General features: G+C 46.1%; 16 protein-coding genes and 1 riboswitch. Of the genes, 12 read left to right on the forward strand and 4 right to left on the reverse strand.

Features of this window, described 5'->3' with window-relative positions; genetic code table 11:
* Positions 1-143 precede the first annotated feature (143 nt).
* Positions 144-250: riboswitch (TPP riboswitch) on the forward strand.
* A 132-nt stretch (positions 251-382) separates the two neighbouring features.
* The 8 genes from thiS (at position 383) to thiC (ending at position 6,904) form a co-directional block, all read left to right on the forward strand.
* Entirely contained in the window at positions 383-577 is a 195-nt protein-coding gene (gene thiS / locus QVP40_RS02685) for a sulfur carrier protein ThiS (protein WP_022066962.1), read from the forward strand.
* Positions 578-1,204 carry a thiamine biosynthesis protein ThiF gene (gene thiF, locus QVP40_RS02690; protein ID WP_022066963.1) on the forward strand — a complete coding sequence of 209 codons (627 nt, stop codon included), beginning with the start codon at positions 578-580 and terminating at the stop codon, positions 1,202-1,204.
* A 148-nt stretch (positions 1,205-1,352) separates the two neighbouring features.
* The gene (locus QVP40_RS02695; RefSeq protein ID WP_022066964.1) at positions 1,353-2,120 is read left to right on the forward strand and encodes a thiazole synthase; all 768 of its coding nucleotides are present in this window, start codon (positions 1,353-1,355) and stop codon (positions 2,118-2,120) included.
* A gap of 11 nt (positions 2,121-2,131) precedes the next feature.
* Entirely contained in the window at positions 2,132-3,385 is a 1,254-nt protein-coding gene (thiH, locus tag QVP40_RS02700) for a 2-iminoacetate synthase ThiH (RefSeq protein WP_022066965.1), read from the forward strand.
* Positions 3,378-4,022, forward strand: a complete 645-nt coding sequence (locus QVP40_RS02705; protein ID WP_138270572.1) for a thiamine phosphate synthase — start codon at positions 3,378-3,380, stop codon at positions 4,020-4,022. The genes thiH and QVP40_RS02705 overlap by 8 nt, the downstream gene beginning before the upstream one ends.
* 76 nt (positions 4,023-4,098) lie before the next feature.
* Positions 4,099-4,740 (forward strand): thiamine phosphate synthase, encoded by a 642-nt coding sequence (thiE, locus tag QVP40_RS02710; RefSeq protein ID WP_022066967.1) that lies wholly within the window; start codon positions 4,099-4,101, stop codon positions 4,738-4,740.
* On the forward strand, positions 4,737-5,531 hold the full coding sequence (thiD, locus tag QVP40_RS02715) for a bifunctional hydroxymethylpyrimidine kinase/phosphomethylpyrimidine kinase (RefSeq protein ID WP_022066968.1): 795 nt from the start codon (positions 4,737-4,739) through the stop codon (positions 5,529-5,531). Before thiE ends, thiD begins: the two co-directional genes overlap by 4 nt.
* Before the next feature lie 68 nt (positions 5,532-5,599).
* Positions 5,600-6,904, forward strand: coding sequence for a phosphomethylpyrimidine synthase ThiC (gene thiC / locus QVP40_RS02720; RefSeq protein WP_022066969.1), 1,305 nt, complete (start codon positions 5,600-5,602; stop codon positions 6,902-6,904).
* Positions 6,905-6,918: 14 nt separating this feature from the next.
* Here the strand turns inward: thiC and QVP40_RS02725 are convergent, their stop codons facing one another.
* Together QVP40_RS02725 and QVP40_RS02730 are read right to left on the reverse strand one after the other, a co-directional pair.
* Positions 6,919-7,482, reverse strand: coding sequence for a class I SAM-dependent methyltransferase (locus QVP40_RS02725; protein WP_022066970.1), 564 nt, complete (start codon positions 7,480-7,482; stop codon positions 6,919-6,921).
* A 55-nt stretch (positions 7,483-7,537) separates the two neighbouring features.
* Positions 7,538-8,590: a M42 family metallopeptidase gene (locus QVP40_RS02730; RefSeq protein ID WP_022066971.1), complete on the reverse strand. Its 1,053-nt coding sequence runs from the start codon at positions 8,588-8,590 to the stop codon at positions 7,538-7,540.
* A gap of 480 nt (positions 8,591-9,070) precedes the next feature.
* On the opposite strand from QVP40_RS02730, the gene coaBC reads away from it, so the two are divergent.
* The 3 genes from coaBC to QVP40_RS02745 all read left to right on the forward strand — a co-directional run bounded on the left by coaBC (position 9,071) and on the right by QVP40_RS02745 (position 11,794).
* The gene (gene coaBC / locus QVP40_RS02735) at positions 9,071-10,276 is read left to right on the forward strand and encodes a bifunctional phosphopantothenoylcysteine decarboxylase/phosphopantothenate--cysteine ligase CoaBC (protein WP_022066972.1); all 1,206 of its coding nucleotides are present in this window, start codon (positions 9,071-9,073) and stop codon (positions 10,274-10,276) included.
* Positions 10,277-10,370: 94 nt separating this feature from the next.
* Entirely contained in the window at positions 10,371-11,009 is a 639-nt protein-coding gene (locus QVP40_RS02740; protein WP_022066973.1) for an ECF transporter S component, read from the forward strand.
* Positions 11,010-11,026: 17 nt separating this feature from the next.
* Positions 11,027-11,794: a type III pantothenate kinase gene (locus QVP40_RS02745; RefSeq protein ID WP_022066974.1), complete on the forward strand. Its 768-nt coding sequence runs from the start codon at positions 11,027-11,029 to the stop codon at positions 11,792-11,794.
* On the opposite strand, the gene QVP40_RS02750 is transcribed toward QVP40_RS02745, so the two are convergent.
* Both QVP40_RS02750 and QVP40_RS02755 read right to left on the reverse strand, forming a co-directional pair.
* On the reverse strand, positions 11,789-12,673 hold the full coding sequence (locus QVP40_RS02750) for an RluA family pseudouridine synthase (RefSeq protein ID WP_022066975.1): 885 nt from the start codon (positions 12,671-12,673) through the stop codon (positions 11,789-11,791). The genes QVP40_RS02745 and QVP40_RS02750 overlap by 6 nt on opposite strands.
* Complete coding sequence (locus tag QVP40_RS02755; protein ID WP_022066976.1) at positions 12,670-13,560, reverse strand: helix-turn-helix transcriptional regulator; 891 nt, start codon at positions 13,558-13,560, stop codon at positions 12,670-12,672. The genes QVP40_RS02750 and QVP40_RS02755 overlap by 4 nt, the downstream gene beginning before the upstream one ends.
* Before the next feature lie 182 nt (positions 13,561-13,742).
* Here QVP40_RS02755 and gnpA point away from each other — a divergent pair.
* Positions 13,743-15,554: 1,3-beta-galactosyl-N-acetylhexosamine phosphorylase (gene gnpA / locus QVP40_RS02760; RefSeq protein ID WP_288200266.1), on the forward strand; the 1,812-nt coding region annotated here is incomplete at its 3' end.

Genomic DNA, 15,554 nt, shown 5'->3' on the forward strand with positions numbered 1-15,554 from the left:
GATAGTGCCGTGTGACAGTAACCATTATTTACGTTTTTAATAAAAATCAGATGCAAAATCCTTGTAATTTACAGTACAGAAGTATATAATAATTACTGTTCACAGGTTGCCGGGAACAGTAACCTATGATAAACAGTAAAACAAAATAAAGCAGACGGGAGCTTGTATGACAGGCTGAGAGGAAGGTATGACCTTCGACCGATAACCTGATTTGGATAATGCCAACGTAGGGATGCCTGAGCATAAGTGTATGTATAACGGGAAATTACCGAAGCTGGTAGTTTCTCGTTTTTTATTTACCGGGAAAGCAGTTCCTTTTCCATGGGATTTTGAAATGCGGGGCAAAACAGTCTGGTTTCTGCTGGAAAAGAGGTGAAAAAATATGGTAAAGATCAATGGGGAGCTTCTGGATGCGGAAGGAAAGACTCTGACAGAATACCTGGAGAACGCAGGTTATCAGATGCAGCGTGTAGCGGTAGAAAAAAACGGAGAAATTGTGCCAAAGGCAGAGTATTCTGATACAGTGTTAAAAAATGGAGACAGCATTGAGATTGTAAGCTTTGTAGGAGGAGGCTGAATGATTCCAACCAGAGAAGAAATGGAACAGGCATTTGAAATGCGCCACGGAAAAGAACTGCAGAAGAAATTTTCTTCCGCAGTGGTGGCGGTCTGCGGACTGGGAGGACTGGGCTCACATATTGCCATTGCCCTTGCCAGAGCCGGAATCGGCAAGCTGATCCTGATTGATTTTGACTGTGTAGATGTCACAAATCTTCACCGCCAGCAGTATAAAGCGGCACAGGTGGGAAAGTGCAAAACAGAAGCGCTGAGAGAAAATCTCAGAGAAATCGCACCGTATCTGAGCACAGAAGTACATAATGTAAAAATCACCCGGGACAATGCAAGGGAGCTTTTAAAGGATGCGGATATTATCTGTGAGGCTTTTGATGATGCAGAAAGCAAAGCCATGCTTACCGATGTGGTGCTCTGCAGCATGCAGGGAAAATATCTGGTAGCAGCATCGGGAATGGCAGGAATGGGAAGCGCCAACGATATCCGGACAAGGAAGATTACAGAGCATTTTTATCTCTGCGGGGATGAGATCAGCGAGATAAAAGAGCAGCACAGTCTTGTGGCTTCCAGAGTGATGGTGTGTGCAGCCCACCAGGCTCACGCAGTCCTGCGCATACTTGCCGGTAAATAATACTGTCACTGTAATTTTGCAGCAACGGTAATGAATCAAAGCTTATTCCAGACAGCAGCTGTCAATGGGAAAGCGCACTGTAAATCGTGAGATATTTAACTGCGCAAATTACAGTGGAAGAACAATGCACAAAGAGAGGAAAGGGACAATGAATGATAAGCTGATCATAGGGGGACATGAATTTAACTCCCGTTTTATTCTCGGCTCAGGAAAGTATTCCCTGAAGCTGATCCAGGCGGCAGTAAAGGACGCCGGAGCAGAAATTATTACACTGGCAGTACGCCGGGCAAATACAAAGGACCAGGAGAATATCCTGGATTTTATTCCGGAAGGAGTGACCCTTCTTCCAAATACAAGCGGAGCAAGAAATGCAGAGGAAGCAGTAAGAATTGCCTGTCTTGCCCGGGAGCTTGGATGTGGGGATTTTGTAAAAATAGAGATCATGCGCGATTCTAAATATCTGCTTCCTGACAATCAGGAAACCGTAAAGGCAACAGAGATTCTGGCAGATAAAGGATTTGTGGTAATGCCGTATATGTATCCGGATCTGAACACTGCCCGCGATCTGGTAAATGCAGGAGCGGCGGCAGTGATGCCTCTGGCATCCCCTATTGGATCGAATAAAGGTCTGGCAACAAAGGATTTTATCCAGATCCTTATTGATGAGATCGATCTTCCCATTATTGTTGATGCGGGGATCGGGAAGCCTTCTCAGGCCTGTGAGGCAATGGAAATGGGAGCGGCGGCAATTATGGCAAACACAGCTCTTGCCACAGCGGGAAACCTGCCTTTGATGGCTGCAGCTTTTAAACAGGCCATTGAAGCCGGACGCAAGGCGTATCTTGCAGGTCTTGGAAGAGTGCTTACAAGAGGCGCCGCTGCTTCTGATCCGCTGACAGGATTTTTAAGAGATTAGAGGTGAGTGAAGTGGAAAATCAGTTTTTTGTAGATTCTGAGTATCTTTCTGAAAAGGCTCTGGAAAAAAAGCACCGTCTGGAGACAGATCCCTCTTCCCGGAAAAATCATATGGAATATCTGCCCGGGATGGAAAAGATCAGATCCCAGGTGTGCGGACAGGTTATGGATCAGGTGAAAAGCTATGATTATACGGTTTACACAGCATCTGACGTAAGGGCTGCGCTGAATCATGAAACCTGCTCAGTGGAGGATTTTAAAGCTCTGCTTTCTCCGGCGGCAGAGCCGTTTCTTGAGGAAATGGCTCAGAGAGCCCGCATGGAAACAGGACGGCATTTCGGAAACACAGTGTATCTTTTTACGCCTCTGTATATTGCAAACTACTGCGAGAATTACTGTGTATACTGTGGATTTAACTGCTATAACCACATCAGCCGCATGAAGCTTTCCATGGAGCAGATTGAAAAAGAAATGAAGATCATTGCAGACAGCGGTATGGAGGAGATTTTAATCCTTACAGGAGAAAGCCGCAGTCAGAGTGACGTAACGTATATTGGAGAGGCCTGCAGGCTTGCGCGGAAATATTTTCGTATGGTCGGCCTGGAAATCTATCCGGTAAATACAGATGAATATGCCTATCTTCACCAGTGCGGCGCAGATTATGTGACAGTATTTCAGGAAACCTATGATACGGATAAATATGAACAGCTTCATCTGATGGGACACAAAAGAGTATGGCCCTACCGTTTTGACGCCCAGGAGCGGGCTTTGCGGGGCGGTATGAGAGGAGTGGCTTTTTCAGCGCTTCTCGGACTTTCAGATTTTCGCAGGGATGCGCTGGCCACCGGCCTTCATGTGTATTATCTGCAGCGCAAATATCCTCATGCAGAGATGTCTCTGTCCTGTCCGAGACTTCGTCCTATTATTAACAATGATAAGATCAACCCTCTGGATGTTCATGAAAAGCAGCTTTGCCAGATTATCTGCGCATATCGTATTTTTCTGCCTTTTGCAGGAATTACCGTATCTTCCAGGGAAAGCGCAGAATTTCGGAACGGTATTGTAAAGATTGCTGCCACAAAGATTTCCGCTGGGGTATCCACAGGGATCGGCGATCATGAAAGCAAGTATAATGGCAGGAAATCAGAGGAAGCAAAAGGCGATGAACAGTTTGAAATTGATGACAGCAGAAGTCTGGATGTGATGTACAGAGATATTGCAGAAGAAGGACTTCAGCCGGTTCTGAACGATTATGTATATGTCTGAAAAAAACGCAGGCTCAGACATTTTCTGTATCACAAACAGAAAACTGTGCCGGGAAGATTTTTTTGCCAGAATCAGAAAGATTGCGGCTGCCTGTCCGGCAGCTGTGATTCTGAGAGAAAAGGATCTTTCAGAAAAGGAATATAAAGAGCTTGCAAAGAAGGTGCTTAAAATCTGCAGAGAACAGAAAACTGTCTGCATTCTGCACAGCTTTCCGGAAACAGCTCTGGAGCTGGGATGTGACAGCCTTCATCTTCCTCTTCCGGTTCTTATGGAAATGAATGACAGCCAGCGTCAGAAATTCCCGGTTCTTGGAGCGTCCTGCCATTCTGTGGAGGATGCGGTACTGGCAGAAAGGCTGGGATGCACTTATATTACGGCAGGGCACATTTTTGATACGGACTGTAAAAAGGGTCTGCCCGGGAGGGGACTGGAGTTTCTGAAAAACGTATGCGCAGGCGTTTCTATACCGGTTTATGCCATTGGCGGGATCGCGCCCGTTCATATCCGTCAGGTGAAAAGGGCAGGGGCGGCAGGCGCCTGTGTTATGAGCGGGCTTATGGTCTGCGAAGATCCGGAGGATTATTTGCAGGAGTTTAAGACACAGGAGCGATCCGGAAAATTATTTGCAGGAGTTTAAAAGACAGGAATAAAAGAGAAAAAATATTTTTACAGAGCTTTGTATTCTGAATAAGGGGAAAGGACAAAAGATCAACATGAAATTTCATAAAGATATGCTTCTTCTTTATGCAGTGACAGACAGAAAATGGACGGACAGGCAGACCCTGTACGAACAGATTGAAGATGCTCTCAAGGGCGGAGCGACCATGATCCAGCTTCGGGAAAAGGACCTGCCGGAAAGCCGGCTTGTGGAGGAAGCAGAAAAAATAAAAGAACTCTGCCACAGCTATCATGTTCCTCTGATCATTAACGACAATGTAAAGGCAGCGCTTTTAAGCGGAGCAGACGGTGTGCATGTGGGAAAAGAGGATATGGCGGTTTCTGACATACGGAAAACAGTTCCGGAGGATTTTATCATAGGAGCCACTGCAAAAACTACAGAGCAGGCCAAAAAAGCAGAACAGGAGGGCGCGGATTATCTTGGGGTGGGAGCTGTTTTTCCTTCTCCTACCAAACAGGATGCCATTCGTATTACAAGAGATCAGTTAAAAGAAATCTGCAGCGCGGTTTCTGTTCCGGCAGTGGCCATCGGCGGGATCACCAGGCAGAATATAGAAGAGCTTGCCGGAGGGAAAATGGCAGGGGCAGCCGTAGTGTCCGGGATTTTTTCCGCTCAGGATATACAGAAGGAAACGGCTCTTCTGAAGAAAAAAATACAGGAGGTTTTAAACCTATGAGCGTTCATGCAGTTCTGACTATTGCAGGAAGTGATTCCAGCGGGGGCGCCGGGATCCAGGCAGATATTAAAACCATGATCACAAACGGCGTGTATGCCATGAGCGCCATAACGGCCCTGACTGCCCAGAATACAACAGGCGTGCGCTCTGTCATGGAGGTTCCGCCAGAATTTCTGGGAGACCAGCTGGATGCGGTATTCGAAGATATTTACCCGGAAGCAGTAAAGATCGGCATGGTATCTTCAAAAGAACTGATTCAGGTAATTGGAGAGAAGCTTCGGTTTTATCAGGCAAAAAACGTGGTGGTGGATCCGGTTATGGTGGCTTCCAGCGGCTCCTCCCTGATGAAAAATAACGGGGCAGAGATGATGATAAAAGAGCTGTTTCCCCTTGCGTCTCTGATCACGCCAAATATTCCGGAGGCAGAAATTCTTTCCGGCTGTGAGATAAAGAATAAACAGGATATGGAGGCGGCAGCAGAAAAGCTCAGTGATCTTGGCGCAAAGGCAGTTCTTTTAAAAGGAGGCCACAGCATCAGTGATGCAGATGATCTTCTCTGCATGGAAGGACAGAAGATCTGGATCAGAGGAAGAAGAATCCATAATCCCAATACCCACGGAACAGGCTGTACCCTTTCTTCGGCGATCGCATCCAATCTTGCAAAGGGAATGGAAATGGAAGAGGCGGTAAGAAAAGCAAAGGAATATATTTCAAAGGCTCTGGAAGCCGGACTGGACCTGGGAAAGGGAAGCGGCCCTCTGGATCATGCTTTTTATATGGCAAATCTGTAAAACAGAAAATAGATACAAATGAATAAAATCATTATTACAAAAATAAATACACGGAAAGGAAACGCTTTATGAGAGAATATAAAACACAGATGGAGGCTGCAAGACGTGGAATTATCACCCCGGAAATGAAAAAGGTTGCAGCAAAAGAGTACCGCACAGAGGAAGAAATCAGAGAGCTTGTTGCAAAAGGCCAGGTGGCTATCTGCGCCAACAGGCTTCACACCTGTATTGAGCCAAATGGAGTAGGCTCCATGCTGCGTACAAAGATCAATGTGAATCTTGGAGTTTCCAGAGACTGTAAGGATTATGACATTGAAATGGAAAAGGTAATGGCAGCAGTGAATATGGGAGCTGAGGCTATTATGGATCTTTCCTCTCACGGAAACACACAGCCTTTCCGCAAAAAACTGATCCGGGAATGCCCGGCTATGATCGGAACCGTTCCTGTTTATGACAGTGTGATCCATTATCAGAGAGATCTTTCTACTTTGACTGCAAAGGATTTTATTGACGTGATCCGGCTTCATGCACAGGACGGCGTTGATTTTGTGACTCTTCACTGCGGAATTACCAGAAAGACCATTGATCAGATCAAAAAACACAAAAGAAAAATGAACATTGTATCCAGAGGAGGTTCTCTTGTTTTTGCCTGGATGAGCATGACAGGGGAGGAGAATCCTTTTTATGAGTATTATGATGAGATTCTGGATATCTGCCGGGAATATGATGTGACGATTTCTCTTGGCGATGCCTGCCGGCCCGGCTGTCTGGCAGACGCCAGCGATGTATGCCAGATTGAGGAGCTGGTCCGTCTGGGTGAGCTGACAAAGAGAGCCTGGGAAAAGGATGTGCAGGTTATGGTTGAGGGACCGGGACATATGCCTCTTGATCAGATCGAGGCAAACATGAAGCTGCAGCAGTCCATCTGCATGGGAGCGCCCTTTTATGTTCTGGGACCGATTGTTACGGATATTGCGCCGGGCTATGATCACATCACTTCTGCCATTGGAGGAGCCGTTGCAGCTTCAGCAGGAGCCGCCTTCCTCTGCTACGTAACTCCTGCAGAGCATCTGGCCCTTCCCAATGTGGAGGATGTGAAGCAGGGGATCATCGCATCCAGGATCGCGGCACATGCAGCGGATATTGCAAAAAAAGTTCCTCATGCAAGAGACATGGACGATGCCATGGCAGATGCAAGAAGAACCTTTGACTGGGAAAAACAGTGGGAGTGCTCCATTGACCCGGACACTGCCAGAAGCATCCGGGATGACAGAGCTCCGGAGCATGAGGATACCTGCTCCATGTGCGGAAAATTCTGCGCGGTACGAAGCATGAACAAGGCTCTGAACGGAGAATATATTGATATTCTTTAAGACCTGGAGCGGGCTTACAGCTTTATGATAAGAACAGGGATGGGCGGATTATTGGGACGGTTAAAATAATCGTTGCGGATCACCAGATACTTCCTAGGATCCAGAGCAGAAAGCCAGGCAAGAACCTGGTTCCGTTCCTGAAATCCGGAGTCCCCTCCGCTGTAAATGCAAAGGGAGATCAGCCCGTTTTTCTGAAGCAGAGAGAGTCCCTGCTCCAGAGCCTGGATGCTGGTTTCGGCCTTTGTGGACAGGGAATGATCTCCTCCGGGAAGATAGCCCAGATTAAATACAATACAGCTGACAGATCCTGGAGAAGCATAACTGCCCATATTGGTATGGGAATCAAGGATCAGCTGATAATTTTCGGGAGCGCCTGCACACTGCAGGCGCTTTCTGGTATTAGTAAGAGCCATTTCCTGAATGTCAAAGGCCAGTACCTGTCCGTTTTCTTTACAGAGTGTACTTAAAAGCAGGGTGTCGTTTCCGTTTCCCATGGTGGCGTCAATACACAGATCTCCGGGTTTTACCTGTTCCCGGATAAACCGGGCGCACCATTGCGTGATCTGACAGGAATCCATAAAATGTGTCTCCTTTTAATAACTGGTTGTCAGGGAAAGCTACAGGTTCCCTAAATTATCCAAGATAGCTTTTCAGAAGATTGAAGGTATTTTCCACACCTTTTTTGTGGCTTCTTTCATATCCGTGAGAAGCGTATACGCCCGGACCGATAAGACCGTGGCGCGCATCCACTCCCGCGCTTAAAGCTGCATCTGCATCAGAACCGTAATACGGGTATACATCTACGGCAAAATCCACATCCGCCTGTCTGGCAGCCCGGATAAGTCCGGAAACAACATCATAATGATAAGGTCCCCGGCTGTCCTTGGCGCAGATGGAAACCTGACATTCCGTACATTCCAGACCTTCCCCTACACAGCCCATATCCACGGACAGAAGCTCTGTCACCTGTTCCGGTATGGAAGCGCAGCCGCCGTGTCCAACTTCCTCAAATACGGTAATGTGCTGGTAGATCCTGCGGTCAGGAGTAATATTTTCATCTTTTAAATATTTGGCATAGCCCAGAAGAATGGCAGTACTCAGCTTGTCATCCAGAAAACGGCTTTTAATAAAGCCGGAAGGAGTGACAACTGTTCTGGGATCAAAGCAGACAATGTCTCCGGTCATAATACCAAGAGCTTTTACCTCCTCGGCAGAAGTTACCAGCTCGTCCAGAAGAACCTCCATGTCCTTGTAGGTTCTTTTTGTATCATTGTATTCTCCGTTTACGTGAATGGAGGCGTTGCTTAACTGGAAAGTTCCGGTATAGGTTTTTCCCTCTCTTGTAATGATACGGCAGTTTTCTGCTTCCGCATTATTTGCATTCATTCCTCCTAAAGGACTGAGCTTCAGCCGGCCCTCGCCGGTAATAGAAGAAACCATGGCTCCCAGTGTGTCGGTATGTGCCATCAGCATAACAGGTCCCTTTGCAGGATCCTCTGTATTTTCCTCTGTGCCCCGGGAGATCTGCACCAGAACGCCGCCCTTTGTGGTAAGCTGCGGATCATATCCCATTTCTCTGTAGGTTTCCAGAAGCCACTGGGATACATGTTCTGTGTATCCGGAAGGACTGTCAATGGAAAGAAGTTTCTGCGCCTGCTGAATGATATATTCGGTATAGTCTTTCATTGTGAAGTCTCCTTTGTAAAAATTTTCTGTACTGTAAATGAGCAAATTCAAAAAACGCACAAAGTAATTCCTGTTTATCCACGTATCATAGACAGATCGGTTCCGGCAATTTTTGGTGTCCGTTTATTTTCTGTGTTAAAATCCGGTATTTCCTCATTTATCGTTTTGCATTTATTATAAGAAAAAACACACTCAAGGTCAATTACAGAAGAGTTATTTTCCATAAAAGAGTTACTGCCAGGTAATGGTTGGCACTTTTTTTATACAGAGTGACAGAGCAGAGGTAAGCCCGAGCTGCCAAAAGGGAGATTGATATATATGCCGGAATCCGGTATACACAGTACAACATGCCGCCATCAAGGGTGTATAAAAATATAAACACAGGAAAAATCCATTGCAATTAAAAGAAGGGATTGGTAAAATAAATGGACAGGTAAAAAAGCTTTGGTCTTTTCAGGCCATGAAAGGGAGGAAACCGGAATGTTAAAGGGAAAAACAGTACTTCTGGGTGTAACCGGAAGTATTGCCGCATATAAGATCGCATATCTTGCCAGCGCGCTGAAAAAGCTGCACGCGCAGGTTCATGTACTAATGACAGAGAATGCCACGAATTTTATCAATCCCATTACATTTGAATCTCTCACCGGAAACAAGTGTCTGGTGGATACCTTTGACCGGAACTTTCAGTTTCAGGTAGAGCATGTGTCCATTGCAAAACAGGCAGATATGGTGATGATCGCTCCTGCAAGCGCCAATGTGATCGGAAAGCTTGCCCACGGGATTGCAGACGATATGCTTACCACCACGGTCATGGCATGTAAATGTAAAAAGTATATTTCTCCTGCCATGAACACCAATATGTACGAGAATCCCATTCTCCAGGATAATCTGAAGATTCTTCGCCGTTACGATTATGAAGTGATCGATCCGGCTGTGGGATATCTTGCATGCGGAGATACGGGAGCAGGCAAAATGCCGGAGCCGGAAATCCTCTTACAGTATATCCTGAAGGAAATTGCCTGTGAGAAGGACTTAAAGGGCAAAAAAGTTCTTGTCACTGCAGGTCCCACTCAGGAGGCCATTGATCCGGTCCGCTATATTACCAATCACTCCTCAGGCAAAATGGGATATGCCCTGGCCAGAGCTGCCATGCTGCGGGGAGCTGAGGTTACGCTGGTAAGCGGTCCCTGCGCCATTGCGGCTCCGCCCTTTGTAAAAATGATTCCTGTTGTCACTGCAAGGGACATGTTTGAGACAGTCACATCAGTAAGTGAGGAACAGGATATTATTATCAAGGCTGCGGCAGTGGCAGATTACCGTCCGCTTCACGTAGCTGATGAAAAGGTAAAAAAACAGGATGGAGAAATGAGTATTGAGCTGGAAAGGACAGACGATATCCTGAAATATCTGGGAGAGCACAGACGTCCGGGACAGTTTTTATGCGGTTTTTCCATGGAAACACAGAATATGATCGGTAATTCCAGGGCCAAGCTTGAGAAAAAGCATCTGGACATGGTGGCAGCCAACAATTTAAAAGAGGCCGGCGCCGGATTCCAGGGGGATACCAATATCCTGACCCTGATTACACAGAATGAGGACGTATCACTTCAGCTGATGAGCAAGGAGGATGCAGCCAACGCCATTCTGGATAAAATCCTTTCTGTCTGTAAAGAAAGGGAAGTGTAACCCGTTTATCAGGAAGCGGGCAAATACACTTACCGCCCGCAGTTCCGCACCGTATTGTATCCCTGTAGGAGGGAACGATAACAAGGAGGAAAAAATGAAAACAAAAAAGAAATTCACAACATCACAGCTTACTGTACTGGGACTGATGTCAGGGGTTCTTCTGCTTATGGCATACACCCCTCTGGGCTATCTGAATATCGGGCCTCTGGCGATCTCCTTTAATGTGATCCCGGTGGCTGTCAGCGCCGTGGTACTTGGTCCCGCAGGCGGGGCAGTGGCCGGAGCCATTTTCGGACTGACCAGCTTCGGACAGTGTATCGGAATCGGAGGAACCAGCGCTATGGGCGCGGTATTGTTCGGCATCAGCCCTGTTCTTGCTTTTCTGCAGAGATTTATTCCAAGGCTTCTTATGGGAGTTTGTGTGGGATATATTTTCAGAACAGTACGGAAAAAAGCCAATATTTATGTTTCCTGCGCAGTGACCGGATTTTTCTCAGCGTTTCTGAACACGGTATTTTTTATGACAGCGCTTGTGGGAATGTTTGGAAATACGGAATATATCAGAGAGCTGATAGGTGGGCAGAATGTACTATTGTTCTGCTGTGCTTTTGTAGGTATTAATGCAGTCTGTGAAATGGCTGCGTCTACAGTGATCACCGGAGCAGTGGGGACCGCGCTTTCCAGAGCAAGGCTGATCCCGGCATCTCAGATTGCGGTGAAACAGAGTATCTGATAAAGGAATGAACAAGAATGATCTTAGCGATTGATATTGGAAATACAAATATTGTAGTGGGATGTATAGACAGAGAAAAGATATATTTTGTGGAACGTCTTTCTACTGTTCGTACAAAAACAGAACTGGAATATGCCATTGATCTGAAAACAGTTCTTGATATTTATCACATTAAGGGGCAGGAAATTGAGGGATGTATTATTTCCTCTGTTGTTCCCCAGATCACAAATGTAGCCAGACTTGCTGCAGAAAAGATCCTGAAAAAGGATGTGATGGTGGTTGGTCCCGGGCTGAAGACAGGCCTTAACATTATGCTTGATAATCCCAGTGAAATGGGAGCTGACCGGGTGGCTGACGCAGTGGCAGCTATGACCTTTTATCCGGTGCCGCTGGTGATCGTGGATATGGGAACAGCCACAACTGTTTCCGTGGTAGACGAAAAGAAACGGTTTATGGGAGGCATGATCCTTCCGGGAGTAAGGGTTTCGCTGGACGCTCTTACGGCAAGGGCATCCCAGTTAAGCGGCATCAGTATAGAAGAGCCTAAACGACTGATCGGAAGAAACACAGTGGACTGTATGAAAAGCGGAATCCTTTATGGAAACGCGGCGGCAGTGGACGGCATTGTGGACAGGATCGAAGAGTATCTGGGACAGGATGTAACCGTGATCGCTACCGGGGGAATGTCAAAAAAGATCATTCCTCACTGCAAAAGAGAAATGATCTGGGATGCGGATCTTCTTCTGAAGGGACTTCTTGTGATCTACGAAAAAAACAGATCATAAAAATCCCTGAACCATATCCGGAGGCACAGGCGCTGTGAGACACAGCCGTTTGCCGGTTATGGGATGAGAAAATTCTATCTGTACGGAGTGAAGAGGCTGGCGGCTGAACCGGCTGTAGTCCGGACAGTACAGATAGTCCGCCGGAAGCGGGTAGCCCAGATATCCCATGTGCACGCGGATCTGATGGGTACGCCCGGTTTCCAGATGAAGTTCCAGAAGAGAGTGATCATTTCTGATATCCAGCCTTTCATAAAAGGTAACTGCAGATTCTCCTCTGCTAAAATCCACACATCTTTGAATGACAGAATCTCCAAGCCTTGCAATAGGCGCGGAGATTTTTCCCTTTTCAGGAGGGATTCCTTTTACCACTGCCAGGTAGGTGCGGCAGATTTCCCGGCGTTTCATCTGAGTGGAGAGGATGGCGGCGCTTAAAGGATTTTTTGCCAGGATCAGAGCGCCGGAGGTATCTCTGTCAAGGCGGTTGATGCAGCGGAAGGGGCAGAAAAGATTTCTGCTTTCAAAATAAAAGGCAACGCCGTTTGCCAGAGTGTTTTCATAATTCCCCATGGAAGGATGCACCGGCATTCCCGCAGGCTTGTCCACAGCAAGAATATCTTCATCTTCATATAAAACAGAAAGCTCCATGGGAACCGGAATTATATGCTCTGTGGATCCTGTTTCCGGAACCAGGATGTTCAGAATATCATGATTTTTTAATAAGGTACGTCCTCCTGCTTTTTCGCCATTGAGAGAAATGGCGTTTTTTTCTGCCTTCATGGAAGAAAGGATATGTCTGGAAAAACCTTTTGAACGCAGAAAATCCAGAATCTGCATGCTGGCATCTGCTTCTGTTATATGGTAGGTCACTGATCGATTCATAGAGAGGTTCCTGCTTCCTTTTCTGTATATTGGGCACCGGAGTCAGAAGTAATCTGCTTTTTATTCTGTTTTATAAGCTTCCGGTAGGTTCCGGCAGACATACCGCAGTATTTGCGGAAGCTCTGGGACAGATAGCTCTGAGAGGAAAAGCCGGCCTGGTGAGCAATATCTGAGATTCCATAATCGGAATTTTCCAGAAGTTCTTTGCACACCTCGATTCGTTTCCGGTTCAGGTAACTGATAGGAGAAATTCCATAGTATTTTGTAAATTCATGGCTCAGATAATATTTGTTCAGATGGCTGAAAACAGCAAGATCATCCAGAGTAATGGATTCGCTGTAACTGGAATCCAGATACCGTTTTACAGCAGCGCAGGCTCGGCTGGGGTGCTGAGAAGAAATGACTTCAAAGGCAGAATCTGTAAGCCGTTTCAGCTGCAGGGTAAGGATTTCCAGAAGATGCATGCAGATGCTTTCATATCCTTCTGCCTTTTTGTCCAGCTCCTGGAAAATCGCGTTAAAATAAAAAAGAAGATCCGCCTGTTTTTTTCTGCAGTTAAAGATCTGGAAATCCCGGTGGTCATTAAAAGAAAAGGAAATTCCGTCCACTCCCACAGTAAAATAACTTAAAGGAGAGATTCCGTTGGAAATTTCCGTATGGCTCAGATGGGGATTGACAATAATAAGATCGTCTTTTTCAATAGGGAAAATCTGATTTTCAATCAGAAAGCTTCCTTTGCCCTCCCGTACATAAAAAAGTTCTGTAAAAGTGTGGGAATGGGGGATGCTGGACCAGTCTCCCTCATAGCGTGAGGCTGAGGCTGAAATAAGTACAGCATTCATGGAAGTTTCTGTTTCTGATGAAAAATGAAGAGACTGATTGCTCATAAAAACTCCTTTCCGCAGTTTCTGTTATCATATCATAAAAAAATTCTTACAGCAAGATTTCTAAAAAACAAAGCAAAAAGAGAATTGAATTCATGTGCAGGAATTATTATTCTATAATCATAATGAAAAAACTAAGCGTATGTACAGGGAGTTTTTTACACAAATTATATGGAGGTATGAACATGGCAGAAAAAAGAGGAAGAGTCACGATTCCTACAGATCTGGACGTGATCAGAGAGACACTTGATATTATGAAAGAGTGGGGCGCAGATGCCATCCGTGACTGTGACGGAACAGAGTTTCCTCAGGAACTGAAGGATACCGGATCCAAGATCTATGCAACTTATTACACAACACGTAAGGATAACGACTGGGCAAAAGCGCATCCGGAAGAGATCCAGCAGATGTATATTATGACATCCATCCACACAGCAGTGGAAGAATCTCTGGAAATTCACCTGATGGATCATCTTTACCCGGATATGCTTGCTGTAAATACAAGAGATGATATCCGCAAATGGTGGGAGGTTATGGACCGCACCACAGGACAGCCGGTTCCATGCGAAAAATGGTCTTATAATGAGGAAACCGGAAATGTCAGGATTCAGGCAGTTCCTTTTCATCAGTATACCGTAAGCTTTCTTGCATATATTATGTGGGATCCGGTTCATATGTACAATGCAGTTGTCAACGACTGGAAGGACGTGGAGCCTCAGATGACCTTTGACGTACGTCAGCCTGCCACAAGAGAGTACTCTCTGAAACGTCTCCGCCGTTTCCTGGAAACCCATGACTATGTGGACGTAGTCCGTTTTACCACATTTTTCCACCAGTTCACTCTGATTTTTGACGAGATGGCAAGAGAAAAATATGTGGACTGGTACGGATATTCTGCATCAGTAAGTCCGTATATTCTGGAACAGTTTGAAAAAGAAGTGGGTTATCCGTTCCGTCCGGAATACATTATCGACCAGGGTTATATGAATAATACTTACCGTATTCCGTCAAAGGAATTCCGTGATTTCCAGACATTCCAGCGCAGAGAGGTTGCTCTCCTTGCAAAACAGATGGTGGACATTGTTCATGAGTACGGTAAGGAAGCCATGATGTTCATGGGCGATCACTGGATCGGTATGGAGCCGTTTATGGATGAATTTGCCCAGATCGGACTTGACGCTGTGGTTGGAAGCGTTGGAAACGGTGCAACACTTCGTCTGTTCAGCGATATCAAACATGTAAAATACACAGAGGGACGTTTCCTTCCGTATTTCTTCCCGGATACCTTCCATGAAGGCGGAGATCCGGTAAAAGAAGCAAAGGTAAACTGGGTAACTGCAAGAAGAGCGATCCTGAGAAGCCCGATCCAGAGAATCGGCTATGGCGGATATCTGAAGCTTGCCATCCAGTTCCCGGATTTTGTGGATTATATTAAAGAGGTGTGTCAGGAGTTCCGTACTCTTTACGACAATATTCAGGGCGTTACTCCATACTGCGTAAAGAAAGTGGCTGTCTTAAACTGTTGGGGCAAAATGCGCGCATGGGGAAATCATATGGTTCATCATGGCCTTTACTACAAACAGAATTATTCCTATTTCGGAATCATTGAGGCTTTAAGCGGCGCTCCTTTTGATGTTTCCTTTATCAGCTTTGAGGACATCAAGGCAGATCCGGCGCTTCTTAAGAATTTTGACGTTGTGATCAATGTCGGCGATGCAGATACTGCCCAGAGCGGCGGAGAATACTGGATCGATGAGACAGTAAGCACTGCAGTCCGTGAGTTTGTCTATAACGGCGGCGGCTTTATCGGCGTAGGTGAGCCTGGCGCTCATCAGTGGCAGGGTAAATTCTTCCAGCTGGACGATATTCTCGGTGTGGAAGAAGAAAGAGGCTTTAACTTAAATACAGACAAGTACAACTGGGATGAGCACAGAGATCACTTTATCCTGAAGGACTGCGACGGAGAAGTGGATTTTGGCGAAGGCAAAAAGAACATC

It is taken from the genome of Blautia sp. CAG:257 (assembly GCF_000433815.1).
Lineage (GTDB): Bacteria > Bacillota > Clostridia > Lachnospirales > Lachnospiraceae > Blautia_A > Blautia_A caecimuris.